Below are 14,821 nucleotides of genomic sequence, written 5' to 3' on the forward strand. Positions count from 1 at the left end.
GTTTTTTTAAACTGTCGAGTCCGCTCGCCCAACCGGGCAGCGCGCATATCGCATTCGCTCCGAGGAATACCATGGCCCGCGTAACCGTTGAAGACTGCCTAGAACACGTGGAAAACCGCTTTGAGCTGGTCATGCTCTCTACCAAGCGTGCCCGTCAACTGGCCACCGGCGGCAAAGAGCCCTTGGTCCAGTGGGAAAACGACAAGCCTACCGTGGTAGCGCTGCGTGAAATCGCCGAAGGCCTGATGAGCTACGAGTTCATCGCCAACGCTGAAATCGTTGAAGACGAACCGCTGTTCGCAGCGTTCGAGGACGAGTCCAACGAGGCGGTCTAAATCTATGCCTGGTCGACGTAGCACGGCGCGGGGTCACAGCAAACGGCAGGAGACATCATCATGCCGAGCATAGACGCCCTCGCCGATCGCTTATCGGCCTACCTCGGCACGGACCAGGTCAATCTGGTCCGCCGAGCCTACTTCTACGCCGAACAAGCCCACGACGGCCAACGCCGCCGTAGCGGCGAGGCGTATGTCACGCACCCGCTCGCGGTGGCGGGCATTCTTGCCGACATGCACATGGACCATCAGAGCCTGATGGCGGCCATGCTCCATGACGTGATCGAAGACACCGGCATTGCCAAGGAAGCGCTGCAAGCGCAGTTCGGCGAAACCGTGGCCGAACTGGTCGACGGGGTCAGCAAACTGACCCAGATGAACTTCGAGACCAAGGCCGAGGCCCAGGCCGAAAACTTCCAGAAAATGGCCATGGCTATGGCTCGCGACATCCGCGTGATCCTGGTCAAGCTCGCCGACCGCCTGCACAACATGCGCACCCTGGAAGTGCTGTCCGGTGAAAAACGCCGGCGTATCGCCAAGGAAACCCTGGAAATCTACGCGCCCATCGCCAACCGCCTGGGCATGCATGCGATCCGCATCGAATTCGAAGACCTCGGCTTCAAGGCCATGCACCCGATGCGTTCGGCGCGCATCAACCAGGCCGTCAAGCGCGCCCGGGGCAACCGCAAGGAAATCGTCAACAAGATCGAAGAGTCCCTGAGCCACTGCCTGGCCATCGACGGCATCGAAGGCGAAGTCAGCGGGCGGCAGAAACACCTCTACGGCATCTACAAGAAAATGCGCGGCAAACGCCGGGCCTTCAACGAGATCATGGACGTCTACGCGTTCCGGATCATCGTCGACAAGGTCGATACCTGCTACCGCGTGCTGGGTGCTGTGCATAATTTGTACAAACCGCTGCCGGGGCGCTTCAAGGACTACATCGCGATTCCCAAGGCCAACGGCTACCAGTCGCTGCACACCACGCTGTTCGGCATGCATGGCGTACCGATCGAGATCCAGATCCGTACCCGTGAAATGGAAGAAATGGCCAACAACGGCATCGCCGCCCATTGGCTGTACAAATCCAGCGGTGACGAGCAACCCAAGAGCACCCATGCCCGGGCCCGACAGTGGGTCAAGGGCGTGCTGGAAATGCAGCAGCGGGCCGGCAACTCCCTGGAATTCATCGAGAGCGTCAAGATCGACCTGTTCCCGGACGAGGTTTACGTCTTCACGCCCAAAGGCCGGATCATGGAGCTGCCCAAAGGCTCCACGGCGGTGGACTTCGCCTACGCAGTGCACACCGACGTCGGCAACAGCTGCATCGCCTGCCGGATCAACCGGCGCCTGGCGCCGTTGTCCGAACCGCTGCAAAGCGGCTCCACGGTGGAAATCGTCAGCGCCCCCGGTGCGCGGCCGAACCCGGCGTGGCTCAACTTCGTGGTCACCGGCAAGGCCCGTACCCACATCCGCCACGCCCTGAAGCTGCAACGCCGCTCCGAATCCATCAGCCTCGGCGAACGCCTGCTGAACAAGGTGCTGAACGGTTTCGACAGCTCGCTGGAAAAAGTCCCGACCGAGCGCGTGCAGGCGATGCTCCAGGAATACCGCCTCGAACTGGTGGAAGACCTGCTCGAAGACATCGGCCTGGGCAATCGCATGGCCTACGTCGTTGCCCGCCGCCTGCTGGGCGAAGGCGAACAACTCCCAAGTCCCGAAGGCCCGCTGGCGATTCGCGGGACCGAAGGCCTGGTGCTCAGCTACGCCAAGTGCTGCACGCCGATCCCGGGCGACCCGATTGTCGGCCACCTGTCCGCCGGCAAGGGAATGGTGGTGCACCTGGACAACTGCCGCAACATCAGCGAAATCCGCCACAACCCGGAAAAATGCATCCAGCTCTCCTGGGCCAAGGATGTCACCGGCGAATTCAACGTCGAGCTGCGGGTCGAGCTGGAACACCAGCGTGGCCTGATCGCCCTGCTGGCCAGCAGCGTCAACGCCGCCGACGGCAACATCGAGAAAATCAGCATGGACGAGCGCGACGGCCGCATCAGCGTCGTCCAACTGGTGGTCAGCGTGCACGACCGCGTACACCTGGCCCGCGTGATCAAGAAACTGCGAGCCCTGACCGGCGTTATCCGCATCACCCGCATGCGCGCATAACCCCCAATAGCCCAGCCATTACAAGGAGTCATACATGACCAAAACCGTCATCACCAGCGACAAGGCCCCGGCCGCCATCGGTACTTATTCCCAGGCGATCAAGGCGGGCAACACCGTGTACATGTCGGGCCAGATCCCCCTGGACCCGAAAACCATGGAGCTGGTGGAAGGCTTCGAAGCCCAGACCGTACAGGTCTTCGAAAACCTCAAGGCCGTGGCCGAAGCCGCCGGCGGGTCGTTCAAGGACATCGTCAAGCTCAACATCTTCCTCACCGACCTGAGCCACTTCGCCAAGGTCAACGAGATCATGGGCAAGTACTTCGACCAGCCCTACCCTGCCCGCGCCGCCATCGGCGTAGCGGCCCTGCCAAAGGGCGCGCAGGTCGAGATGGATGCCATCCTGGTCATCGAGTAACAAGGCCGGCGCAGCGTCCCCCGCTGCGCCGTTTTCGTTTTGAAAGGATTCCACCATGCGCAAAGCGCTTGCTCTCCCGCTGCTCGCCCTCCTCCTGGCCGGCTGCGCCAGCGACCCTGCCGACCGTGACATCAGCGGCATTTGGATCAACCAAGCCGCCATCGACGCTGCCGCCAAGGGTGGCCCCCTGCGCGAAGCGCTGCAGGCCTACGGCCCGAACCTGGAATGGGACATCAACACCCGGGCCGGTCAGGCGCGCTACACCAACGGCTTTGAAAATGTCGACGGCAAGTTGTCGGCCGAAGAAGACGGCACGTGGAAAGTCGACATCTACGGCAGCGCCGCCAGCGAACTCAAGCGCGATGGCGACCAACTGAGCCAGATCGCCACCGAGAACGAGCCGCAGCAAGTATTCAACCGCGCACAAGTCCAGGTCCCGGAAGGCGCCCCCATCGGCGCGAGTTTCGAGCGAGCGCTGTACGCCGCCTATCTGGACGGCACCTGGAACATCGTCAACGGCCCCGGCCAAGGCGCCACCGTACAGTTCCAACCCGACGGCCAGGTCAGCGGCCTGCCGGGCGTCGACCGCTACGCCCTGTGCCTGGCAGGCGACTGCGCCACCATGAGCAACGGCAACGACACCATCTGGCTGCAGCAGAAAGGCCACGGGAATACCTGGATCTTTGCTCGGGATGGGAAGCAGCTGGAAATATTCCAGACGGTGAATGCGTCGTTGGCGGATGAGATTCCGTCGTATACGGCGGGGCCTCGGCAGTGGGTGTTGGAAAAGCAGTAGCCTGCCCCCTCTGCACTAGCCCGCCCGATTCAGCGGCGGGCGCCTCCATCACGACGAAGCTCAGTGCCACCAATTTGCCCTTTCTGCCCACATGCCTCGGAGTGCTACAAAGCTAATTTGTAAGAGGCGCGCCCAACACAATGACATCGGCTAACTTGTGCAACGCAAGGATAGTGATGCCCATACCCAGCTTGATGTCGACAGTTTTTAATCGATATCAAAATGGAAGTCGCCATTCGTAATCTCTTCCCAGCTTTCCTGCCCGCGAGCAGGTCATTGAGGGCCATCGTTGCGCCTCCAGCGGCCGCTCTTGTGCTTTTTCTTCAGGCAAAAAAAAGCCCAGGACCGCCGAGCAGGTTCTAAAAATTACCTGCGAGCTGTACTGAGCTGTTGATCAATTTTGGTCAACGTTGTCACCTCCGTCAACCCCGAATAACTGGAATAACCAGATCATAGGAAACCAGAGATGGCTGAACGGATTCGACCCGAAGCAGCCCTTCGCGGAAGGCTGCTATCGGCCATTAGCGGACGCACGCAAGGGACCGCTTCCGGCCTTAGCAGTCATTAGCACTACCTGATTTGGGGCATGAAGCAGCAATTCGATTGCTAGCCCGCACCATGCAACAAACTAAATACTCCTTACTCAGCTATGATCGCCTAATGATTTAACTAGGGCGTCGTTGCTAGCTATGTTCGAAATTACAGGGGCCGACATCGCAAACTTGAGTGACGGAGATTTGCGCACTCTCGTGGCGCGTCTAGCGTTGTCAGAATTACGTGCGCAAGGCTGCCCACTTTCGACCGTGACCGCTGGTGGTAATCAAGATGCCGCGGACGGCGGACTCGATGTTCGGGTTGAGTGCCCTAATGCAATGGTAAAACCCGACTTCGTACCAAGAGCGCTCACTGGTTTTCAGGTGAAAAAGCCCAATATGTCCGCCAGCGCGATTCGCAGCGAGATGCGTCCAAAAGGCGTACTGCGGCACGTAATTGGCGAGCTTGCTGCTGCGTCCGGTTCCTACATCATAGTGAGCGCACAAGGGTCAGTCGCCGACAAGCCGTTGGCGGATCGACGCCAAGCGATCCGTGAACAACTATGTGATCTGGCCGATGCCCAAAAGCTTCACACGGACTTCTACGATCGGGACCGGTTGGCCACCTGGGTAAACGAGTTTCCAGGCATCGTGGCTTGGGTTCGTTTACGGATCGGCACTAGCTTAACTGGATGGAGCAGTATCGGAAATTGGGTCGGGACAACAGTCGCCGAACCTGGCATATATCTTTTCAACGATAAGGCATGTCTAACGGATGAACGATTTCCAGAACGACCACAACTGACTATCGGTGAAGGGATTGCCAAGCTTCGCGTGGCATTACACGCTCCAAGACAATGTATTCGGTTGGTCGGTTTGTCTGGGCTCGGCAAGACTCGATTGGTACAAGCCCTTTTTGAGAGTCAAGTTGGGGTAGATCCACTAGACCCAAGCCTCGCGGTTTACACGGATTATTCGGTCGAGACTGATCCAACAGCTCGGGATATGGCGCGTCTACTCGTTATGCGAGGCCAACGCTCGATTCTCGTGGTAGATAATTGCAATCCAGCCACACATAGCGAACTCGCACGTATCTGCTCTGACAGCACAAGTAGCGTGAGTCTTCTGACTATTGAATACGATGTCGGTGATGATGAACCTGAACAGACCGAAGTATTCCGTCTGCAATCAGCGTCAACCGACTTGGTTTCACAATGGCTCAAGCAGTCCTTCCCCAATATTTCGCAGATAGACAGGAGCACGATCGCGAATTTCAGCGACGGTAATTTTCGTGTTGCTCGGGCAATAGCCGACACACTGAGAAAAGGAGAAACCTTAGGTAAGCTTAAGAGCCGCGATTTGTTTGAGCGAATCTTCCAGCAACGTAACGAACACGATCAATCCCTACTGTTTGCGGCGGAGGATCTCTCGCTTTTCTATTCGCTAAACGGTGAAGATACTTCGAGCTACGGCGAGCTGGCAAAAATTGGAAGCATTCGCTTAGTCACTTCAAATGACATGTTTACAGCGCTTGTCAGGTTAGGTCGTCGCGGAGTCGCCCAGTCGCGCGGCAGGTGGCGCGCGATATTACCCCATGCGATCGCCAACTCCTTAGCGACATCCGCGCTGGAAAGAATACCCCGGCAAGAATTCGACCGTTTTTGCAAAACTCTGACGCCGCGGATGCAGAAGTCACTTTCACGGAGAATAGGCTTCCTTCACGATAGCACTGAAGCGCAGTCAACGGTCGCTCGCTGGCTCTGCGTAGACGGCCCACTTGGAGATCTTTTTTCGTTGGGCAAGCAAGGTCTCGAGATCTTAACCAACATTGCCCCTGTCGCTCCTGATGCGGTACTCGCGAAAATTGAGCGGGAATTGAATAGCGCCAAAGGCGAACTGGTATTGGCACCTAATTCTACAGATCGCTGGCAGTGGGTCCGCCTAATCAAGATGCTTGGTTACGATCCACAACTTTTCGAGCGCGCCGCTATGTTGCTTGCCCGTTTCGTAGCTATTGAGCCCGAAGGTAACAAGGGTAATTCCGCGCAAAATATGTTTGCCGAGCTTTTTCATTTGCTTTTATCTGGGACAAAGGCATCGCCGGAACAGCGATTTGCCGCCGCCCGGCAATTGGCGATGTCAATCGATCTAGAGCAGCGCCGTTGTGCATCAATCGCTCTCGATGCCCTGCTAAAAACAGGCCAATTCACTTCATCGAGCACCTTTGAGTTCGGAGCCCGTCCTCGTGACTGGGGCTGGAGTCCGAAGATAAATAAGGATGCTTGGGATTGGTATAAGGCAGCAATTGCGCTCGCAGTTGGGCTTTCACCAGCCATCGACGACGCTCCTAAAATCCTCGCACGCAGAGTTCGCGAAATTTGGGCCATTGATGCTTGCCATGAGGCGCTTGAAAGCGCCGCTGTAGCCTTAACGAAAGAAAAACCTTGGATTGAAGGTTGGCTTGGCTTTCGAGCTGCGCTTCGTTTCGAAGGGAAGGCTATGCGTCCTGACGTCAGGGGAAGGCTCGAGACAATCATTCAACGATTGAAACCGTCCGATCTTTTGAATCAGGCACGCGCCATAGTCCTCAGTGGCGCCAACAGCGGCTGGGACATCGTTGATGGCGACCCAGATGACGACGATGTAATGAAACCATGGCGGAAGGCTTCGCTTATGGCGAAGGAGGTAGGAAGTTTTTTGGGGCAAGACTCTGAGATACGTAAGCAGTTTCTCGTTGAGTTAATACCTGCATCGAATCAGCAACGCGCCTTTGAATGTGGAGAAGGTCTTGCGGAAGGGGCGACTGATCTATCGCAAATGTGGCACGAACTAGTTGGTGAATTTGCGAAAATCGCTCCAAATACGCGAAATGCAACAGTGCTAGGTGGTTTCATCTACCAAGCAAATCAGCGGGATGCCACATTCACATCGTCGGTGTTGGAGTCCGCTATTGACGATCCCGATCTTGCTCCAAGTCTGCCCTATCTCCAAGCACGCGTAGGAATTGATAAAGCTGGTATCAATCGGTTGCGACGGGCAATTGGCAAGGGCGTACTCCGTGCGATGGACTTCAACAGTATTGCCAATGGCGCTGTCAATGACTCGCCGCCTGAGGAGCTAAGTGCGCTCCTTCTTGATATTGCGCAATTGCCAGAAGGTGTGGAAATCGCGCTCGATATACTACATATGCACTTCTTTCGAGATAGAGAAGGTGGTCAACAATGGGATCACCTACTGATTGAGACCGGTCGGAATCTTCTATGCCGCACCGATTTCAGCAAAAGCGGACAACTACGCGATTACGGTATGCACACAGTAGTGAGCATATGCTGCGCTGGCATTAAAGGTGAAGATACAGCGCGCGACGTTTGTAATCATCTGAGTGTGGCCATTGAGTCGTATCAAGCCTCTCCCTACGATTTGAACTACGTGCTCAAAGGATTGTTCGAGACTCAGACCTTCATCGCGTTGGACGCGTTCCTACTCCATGGAGCGACGTCAGGAATAACCAATCTGTTTAATATGCATTTTAATTCTGATACTCCAGTTGAGAAAATCGATCCGGCGCTCCTTCGTCAGTGGGCGAACATGGATCCAAAGTTAAGGTATCCGCTGCTAGGACAAGCTATCCCAATGTTCAAGCGTAAACACGGCGAAGAAAGTGATGACTTTGACCCAGCTTTCTTGGAGTTATTGGAGGCTGCTCCAGATAAACACGCCTTTCTCGGAGACTACTGGGCACGTTTGCACCCGCGAAGCTGGATGGGGTCTCTAGCCAATGTATTGATTCAGCGCCGGTCGCAGGTGCTTAGGTTTCAGGTAAGCCCACATGCAGAAGTGCGCCAATGGATTGATGGGTTGCTTCCTGACCTCGACGTTTGGATTGAGAAGGAACAGATCCGTGATCGAGATAAGGAAGAAAGTTTTGAATAAAGAGCGTCGGCTCTATTCAGGCGCGTCTATTAGGGTACGATCAAGAAGGCTTTCAAAATCTGCGGTCGTGCACGACAGGCAGCAATCGACCATAGCGGTCGCTTACTTGCATTAAAAAATCTGACTGTGCTGCTCCTTGAAGTTGTAGGCAGATTTAAATTTAGTATTTCGAAACACATGCGAAATTCTATAGGTAAAGACTGTGGTTCGCCGCTTGTGGAAGTTTCGCTGGACGTCCAGTGTGTGGAGCAAGCGGTGGAGCACAACACGGATGGCCGAAAAATCGGGAGCTCAGAATGAACAGCGAGTGGGAGCTGTGGTGCCGCGATATACACCGCGTGGTGGATGGTCTAGTCAAAGAGGTTGCTGAGATGAAGCAAGAACAGATCGTAGAGAAGCAGATCAGCGCGTTCATCCAACTCAATGAGAAACTGATGAACAACGCCAATGCATATACCAACCTGATCATGGTGGCGGGATACGCTGGCTACTTCGCCTTCTGGTCGACCTTGTCTGGAAAATTACCCACTTGGCTTTTCAATGCGTGCGGCCTTTCCATCACGCTTTCCCTTACCCTGTTCATCACCTGGGAAATCGTAAAAATGTTTTGGAGCGCCAAACATATGCGAGCGACCCAGGCGATTCTGTCGAAACGGCCACACGCGAGCGTTATTTCCGAATTCGAGAAAGCTTTTCAAGACTTCAGCACTCGCTCGCAAAAGGTCTGGCTCGTGTTCTTGGTTCCGACTGTGGTGAGCGGCATGACCGCAGCTTGCCTTTTGATCGGGTATTTCTGCCTAGGCCTGGCCGGAATGATATCGACTGCCTAGAGGGCCTGCGAATCGTCTCCGTTTTTGTAGATTCTCAATGACCGCTTTTGGCCGACAGCAGTCGCTAAAGAGCGTCTGTATGAATCAGAAATTCAACAATAATACAGCTGTGGATTATGTGAACCCGACGCAATGCGCCGGGTTTTATTTAGAAGCTAACCTTTACCGCGGTTCAACATTATCCAGCGCCCGGTTCGCCAGCAACGAACTCAGTTCGATCAGTTGCTGAATGCCGAGAGCAACGTGACGGCGCGAGCCATCCAGTTCGAATGCCAAATCACTGACCATTGCATCAGCCGAGGCCAAAGTCTCACTGAGGTTAGCGAGCAGGCATTCGGTATCGACGTCTTCTACAACGGTGAATAGCTGGCCCGGCTGGGTGGTGGACTCAGCCTTCCCCGGTTTCGGTAGCAAATAGAAATCCAGGGCACGTTTAGCGGCGGCGTCCAGTTTTTGAACATTGATGCCGTCGGCAGAGGGCGAGGTAGGGTCTGCTTCTGGAGGATTCGGAGTTATTTTGAACATCGACTTTCCTTTAGTAGTAGGGCTGCAACCTTCTCGCTACTAAACGAATGAGGGTGGCAGCTGTGCGCAAGTTAGTAGACCGGTAAAGTCAACGGAAACCCGGCGCGCCCAAAGGCGCCATGCGCACAGCCACCATAAGTGCAGGCAATGCCTGACAGATGAGACTCATGCAGCCGATGTTAACTACCGGGCTACTAAACCCGACCACTGATGGGCAGTGGCAGGAAAACGATAAAGCCCAGGAACAAGGCACACAAGCGGGCGAATTCTGGCGTAGTTGTAGGCAAAGGCGCAAGGATGTGTGGCTTGGCGGAAGCACGGTAGTCAGGCACTGAGTCACGCCCAGGCGGGACGGTCTGCACGGCGATGTGAAACCAAGCAATGTGATGCTGAGCGAAGACGGCGTGCGCCTGTTCGATTTCGGCTTGGGCCTGGCAACGGAAGGTCCCTTGAAAGACCTGCCCCACCTGAATCGCAATCGCCTCAACGCCTGGCCCCCAGGCTACGCCGCACCTGAACTATTGGACGGCTCGCCGCTGTCGGCGAGTGCCGATGTCTATAGCGTGGCTTGCGTGTTGTATGAACTGGCGAGCGGCAGGCATCCGTTCCGCCGCCTGCCTTCAATTCAGGCCCGCGATGACGGGCTGGAACACGGGCTCAATGCCCCACCCAACCTGCCCAGGCGCTGCTGGCCGGCGTTGCGAACGGCCCTGGCGCTGGATCCGGGGCGACGCAACATCAGCGCGGCTCAGTTGCGTGATGCCTTGGGAGGTGTTTCGTCCTGGTGGTGAGAAGCAGGGCGGGAAAATCGTCAGCCAAACCCCAAAACCTGCTTGCGAATGTGGACTGTCAGCCGGCATCTATAACGGCTGTTCCGGCCTCATCGCGAGCAGGCTCGCTCCCACAGGGTGGGCGGTGGTGGGGGCATGGGCGTCAAGCTATGGAGCGAACTCCGTGAATGCCTGCATTTACGGGCCAAGCATGTGCCCGGCGACGTTTACACGCCCGATGGAATAGGCGCTTTCTTGCCCAGGCGGATCAACTCATTGGAGAAGCACAGCCCCACGATAATCAGCGCCGCGCCCATGTACAGGCTTTCACGCGGGACTTCATTGAGTACCACGAACGCCAGCAGCGCGGCGAACAACGGTTCGGTCAGTTCCAGCGCTTGCACCTGGGAGGGCTTGAGGTATTCGATGGCCTTGGTGGTGCAGAAAAAGCCGAGGATGGTCGGCAGGGCGGCCAGGGCCAGCAAAGCGGCAATGGCCAGGGGCGACAGCTCGCCGATCACGAAGCCGTCGGCCGCCGCCGGCATCAGCAGGTACAGGCTGCCGAAGAACAGCAATTGACGAGTGAAGTGCAGCCCACCGGACACGCCCATCCGCTTCATCGCCACCGAAAACGCCCCGTAGCCGCAACCGGCCATGGACGCGAGTGCCGCGCCCTGGAGGGTGAAGCCCTGTTGCAGGTCGGCGCCGAAGATCACCGCGATGCCGGCAATAGCCAGCGTGGCACCCACGGTGGCGTTTGCGGTGATGGCGTCCTTCAGGAATATGCGCCCCAACACAATCGAGGAGATTGAGGCACTGGCCATCAGCATCACCACGACACCCGCGGCGGCGTAATGCCGGTAGGCAGAGGTTTCGAAGTGGAACAGCACGAAGATGCCGAGGAACGCGCAAATCGCCGCCTGGGTCCATTTGGCCGTCGTCGCCGGGCGCTTGAGGAACAGCAACAAGGCCGAGAGCAACAGGCAACCCAGGAACGTCTTGATGACGGCGACGCTGCTGGCGGTGAAGCCATTGCTCATGAGCACTTTGCTGAGCACACCAATCGTGGCGTTCAGTGCGGCGGCGGAGAGTGCAAAGATGACGCCTTTGCTGAAACTGGCTTGCATGGATAACTGTCCCTGTTGCTGTTATCGAAGCATGCTCGACGAGTTCAATGAACCGAGTCAAGGCTTGGCTCCACCGGGATCTGCGCCGCGCACAGCTTTGTGACCGCCTGAAATCCGGATCGGGTCAGCAGCGACCCTCCAGAATCGCCGCATAGCCTTCGCGAAAGCTCGGGTAGCGCGGGGTCCAGCCCAGGGCTTTGGCCCGGGCGTTGCTGCAGCGCTTGCTGCCGGCGCGGCGCACGCTGGCGTCTTCGGCCCATTCGGTGACGCCCATGTATTCGCGCAGCCAGCCCACCACCTCGGCCAGTGCGGCGGGGGCGTCGTCGACGCCGATGTAGCAGTCGTCGAGGGCTTTGCCCTGGCGATCCGCCTCCAGCAGAAACGCCAGCAGGCCTGCGGCGTCGTCGGCGTGGATGCGGTTGGCGTACAGCGGCGGGTCGACTACTACGCGATAGCCCTGGCGCACCTGGCTCAGCAGCCATTCGCGACCTGGGCCGTAGATGCCGGTCAGGCGCACGCGGCTGGCCGGGATGCCGCTGTTGAGGGCCAGTTGCTCGGCTTCAAGCATCAACCGGCCGGAATAGCCGTCGGCCTCGGTGGGCGAGGTTTCATCGACCCACTCCCCCGCCTTCTGCCCGTACACGCTGCTGCTGGACACGAACAGCAGCCGTTTGGGCTGTTGACCATGCTGCTTCAGCCAGCCCAACACATGTTGTAACCCTTCAATGTAGGCCGCCCGATAGCCCGCTTCGTCATGGTCGGTGGCAGCGGCGCTGTACACCAGGTAATCCAGCGGCCCGGTCGGCCAAGTGGCGGGGCATTGCGCGCTGAACAAATCCCCCGCCACCCCGATAACGCCCGCCGGCAGGCTCGAAACCGAGCGCCGCAAGCCATGGACCTGCCAATGTTCGGCCAGCAACTGGCTGGCGAGGCGGCCGCCGATATCACCGCAACCGGCGATCAAAACAGAAGACACGGACATCAAGCTCTCCTCGGGTAAAGCCGCAGACTAGCGCGCTAAAGAGACGGTCGGCTAGGAATGCAGGAAAAAAAGATACTCTATTACTTTTGCTAACAAGAATTACTTGCAATAATGCACCCCACTTTTGTTCTCGGCCTCACGAGGCCTGGAAGAACATCGACTTCTTTACTCTCAGGTCCGGCCAGCATGAATCGCTCTCTATCCTCCGCTTCGCCAACCAACCGACCTCGCGCCTGGGGCGCCGTGGCAGCCCTGTTGTTCAGCCTGCTGCTGGCACCTGTTGCCGCGTTCGCCGATCAGGCCACCGCCCCTGCGGCCGCCCATGAGCCCGCTGCGAACACCCCGGCGGACGTGCCGAGAAACCCTGACGGCAGCGTCGATACCTCGTCCCTCCCGCCGGAAGTGCAAAAGGCGTTGGCCGAATTCGGCGAAGCCGCGAAGCAGATGGGAGAGGAGCAGAAGGCCGACAACTCCCTGGGCATGGCCCACGACCTGTCCCCGTGGGGCATGTACCAGAACGCCGACATCATCGTGAAACTGGTGATGATTGGCCTGGCGATCGCTTCGATCATCACCTGGACCATCTGGATCGCCAAAGGCTTCGAGCTGATGGGCGCCAAGCGTCGCTTGCGCGGCGAGATCGCGGCCCTGAAGAAAGCCACCACCCTCAAGGAAGCCAGCGCCACGGCAGCGAAGGAAGGCACCCTCGCCAACCTGCTGGTGCACGACGCGCTGGAAGAAATGCGCCTGTCGGCCAACAGCCGCGAGAAAGAAGGCATCAAGGAGCGCGTGAGCTTCCGCCTCGAGCGCCTGGTGGCCGCCTGCGGTCGCAACATGAGCAGCGGCACCGGCGTCCTCGCCACCATCGGTTCCACAGCGCCGTTCGTGGGCCTGTTCGGCACCGTGTGGGGCATCATGAACAGCTTCATCGGCATCGCCAAGACCCAGACCACCAACCTCGCCGTCGTTGCCCCCGGCATCGCCGAAGCCCTGCTGGCAACCGCCCTCGGGCTGGTGGCGGCCATTCCTGCGGTGGTCATCTACAACGTCTTCGCCCGCTCCATCGCCGGCTACAAGGCCCAGGTGTCCGACGCCTCGGCCGAAGTGCTGCTGCTGGTGAGCCGCGACCTCGACCACCAGCCGACCGAGCGCAGCTCGCAACCGCACATGGTGAAAGTGGGGTAATCGGCCATGGGCCTGCATTTGAAGGAAGGCGCAGACGACGATCTGGCCGAGAACCACGAAATCAACGTCACGCCGTTCATCGACGTGATGCTGGTGCTGTTGATCATCTTCATGGTGGCCGCCCCGCTGGCGACCGTGGACATCAAGGTTGACCTCCCGGCGTCGACGGCCAAGCCATCGCCGCGTCCGGAGAAACCGGTGTTCCTCAGCGTCAAGGCCGACCAGCGCCTGTTCCTGGGCGAAGACGAGGTCAAGACCGAAACCCTCGGTGCCACCCTCGACGCCAAGACCCAGGGCAAGAAGGACACGACGATCTTCTTCCAGGCCGATAAGGGCGTGGACTACGGCGACCTGATGAGTGTGATGGACGCCCTGCGCGGCGCTGGCTACTTGAAGGTCGGCCTGGTCGGACTCGAGACGGCGCCGAAGAAATGATCACGACGCGCCAAAAGCTGACGCGTTACGGGGCTAGTCTGGCGGTGGTGTTGGGCGTGCACGCGCTCGCCATTGCGTTGGCGCTGAACTGGACGTCGCGCCCGCCCCTCGAATTGCCGCCCCAGGCCATGATGGTCGAGCTGGCGCCGCTGCCGGCCCCTCCACCGCCTGCGCCACCGAAGGTCGTCACGCCGCCGCGGCCGCCGGAGCCGGTTGAAGAGCTGCCGCTGCCGAAGCTCGCCGAAGCGCCGAAGCCGGAGATCTCCGTGCCCAAGCCGGTCAAGCCCAAGCCGAAGCCTCAACCGCCCAAGCCCAAGCCTGTGGAAGAGAAAAAGCCGGAGCCGCCGAAGGAGCAACCGTCGGAGCAGAAGCCCAGCGACACCCCGCCGACCCAGGCCCCGAGCGAAAAATCCGCGCAACCGGCCCCTGGCCCGTCGCCGGCGCAAATGGCGGCCAAGGCCAACTGGCAAGGCACGCTGCTGGCGCACCTGGCCAAGTACAAGAAGTACCCGCTCAGGGCCCGGCAGATGAACAAGGAAGGCACCAACCGCCTGCGCTTCGTGGTGGATGCCGAAGGTAACGTGCTGTCGTTCAAGCTGGTGGACAGCGCCGGCACGGAGTCCCTGGACAAGGCCACCCTGGACATGATCCGCGACGCCCAGCCACTGCCCAAGCCACCGGCCGACATGCTGACCAACGGCTCCGTCGAAATCGTTGCGCCGTTTGTGTACTCCATCGAAAAGCGTCGGCGCTGAGCCCCTGCTTCGATCGTTCCCACGCTCCGCGTGG

12 protein-coding genes and 1 pseudogene are annotated in these 14,821 nt (G+C 58.5%); 10 read left to right on the forward strand and 3 right to left on the reverse strand.

Annotated elements, in window-relative coordinates:
* Positions 1-71 precede the first annotated feature (71 nt).
* From rpoZ to CGA22_RS06220, 6 genes are all read left to right on the forward strand, one after another.
* Positions 72-335, forward strand: a complete 264-nt coding sequence (rpoZ, locus tag CGA22_RS06195; RefSeq protein WP_003177259.1) for a DNA-directed RNA polymerase subunit omega — start codon at positions 72-74, stop codon at positions 333-335.
* Positions 336-395: 60 nt separating this feature from the next.
* Positions 396-2,501 (forward strand): bifunctional GTP diphosphokinase/guanosine-3',5'-bis pyrophosphate 3'-pyrophosphohydrolase, encoded by a 2,106-nt coding sequence (spoT, locus tag CGA22_RS06200; RefSeq protein ID WP_041023882.1) that lies wholly within the window; start codon positions 396-398, stop codon positions 2,499-2,501.
* Between the two features lie 34 nt (positions 2,502-2,535).
* Positions 2,536-2,916: a RidA family protein gene (locus tag CGA22_RS06205; protein WP_014340863.1), complete on the forward strand. Its 381-nt coding sequence runs from the start codon at positions 2,536-2,538 to the stop codon at positions 2,914-2,916.
* A 55-nt stretch (positions 2,917-2,971) separates the two neighbouring features.
* Positions 2,972-3,712, forward strand: coding sequence for a hypothetical protein (locus tag CGA22_RS06210; protein WP_041023883.1), 741 nt, complete (start codon positions 2,972-2,974; stop codon positions 3,710-3,712).
* A gap of 689 nt (positions 3,713-4,401) precedes the next feature.
* Complete coding sequence (locus tag CGA22_RS06215; RefSeq protein WP_188258514.1) at positions 4,402-8,178, forward strand: hypothetical protein; 3,777 nt, start codon at positions 4,402-4,404, stop codon at positions 8,176-8,178.
* 296 nt (positions 8,179-8,474) lie between these two features.
* On the forward strand, positions 8,475-9,008 hold the full coding sequence (locus CGA22_RS06220) for a hypothetical protein (RefSeq protein ID WP_052435178.1): 534 nt from the start codon (positions 8,475-8,477) through the stop codon (positions 9,006-9,008).
* Positions 9,009-9,170: 162 nt separating this feature from the next.
* Here CGA22_RS06220 and CGA22_RS06225 read toward each other — a convergent pair whose 3' ends face one another.
* Positions 9,171-9,533, reverse strand: coding sequence for a DUF6124 family protein (locus tag CGA22_RS06225; protein ID WP_041024070.1), 363 nt, complete (start codon positions 9,531-9,533; stop codon positions 9,171-9,173).
* 347 nt (positions 9,534-9,880) lie between these two features.
* Between CGA22_RS06225 and CGA22_RS06230 the strand changes: the two are divergent.
* Positions 9,881-10,324 (forward strand): annotated as a pseudogene (locus CGA22_RS06230) (protein kinase domain-containing protein); the annotation flags it as partial.
* 206 nt (positions 10,325-10,530) lie between these two features.
* Here CGA22_RS06230 and CGA22_RS06235 read toward each other — a convergent pair.
* Positions 10,531-11,430, reverse strand: coding sequence for a DMT family transporter (locus CGA22_RS06235; RefSeq protein WP_041024071.1), 900 nt, complete (start codon positions 11,428-11,430; stop codon positions 10,531-10,533).
* 124 nt (positions 11,431-11,554) lie between these two features.
* Complete coding sequence (locus tag CGA22_RS06240) at positions 11,555-12,412, reverse strand: SDR family oxidoreductase (RefSeq protein WP_041024072.1); 858 nt, start codon at positions 12,410-12,412, stop codon at positions 11,555-11,557.
* Positions 12,413-12,856: 444 nt separating this feature from the next.
* Here CGA22_RS06240 and exbB point away from each other — a divergent pair, with 444 nt between their 5' ends.
* Genes exbB through CGA22_RS06255 form a run of 3 tightly spaced genes read left to right on the forward strand, consistent with a single transcriptional unit; the run spans position 12,857 to position 14,787 of the window.
* Positions 12,857-13,597 (forward strand): tonB-system energizer ExbB, encoded by a 741-nt coding sequence (exbB, locus tag CGA22_RS06245; RefSeq protein ID WP_370444538.1) that lies wholly within the window; start codon positions 12,857-12,859, stop codon positions 13,595-13,597.
* Positions 13,598-13,603: 6 nt separating this feature from the next.
* Positions 13,604-14,032, forward strand: a complete 429-nt coding sequence (gene exbD, locus CGA22_RS06250) for a TonB system transport protein ExbD (protein ID WP_041024074.1) — start codon at positions 13,604-13,606, stop codon at positions 14,030-14,032.
* Complete coding sequence (locus tag CGA22_RS06255) at positions 14,029-14,787, forward strand: energy transducer TonB (protein ID WP_041024075.1); 759 nt, start codon at positions 14,029-14,031, stop codon at positions 14,785-14,787. Before exbD ends, CGA22_RS06255 begins: the two co-directional genes overlap by 4 nt.
* The last annotated feature ends 34 nt before the right edge of the window (positions 14,788-14,821 follow it).

The organism is Pseudomonas sp. PSB18, from assembly GCF_014596565.1.
Lineage (GTDB): Bacteria > Pseudomonadota > Gammaproteobacteria > Pseudomonadales > Pseudomonadaceae > Aquipseudomonas.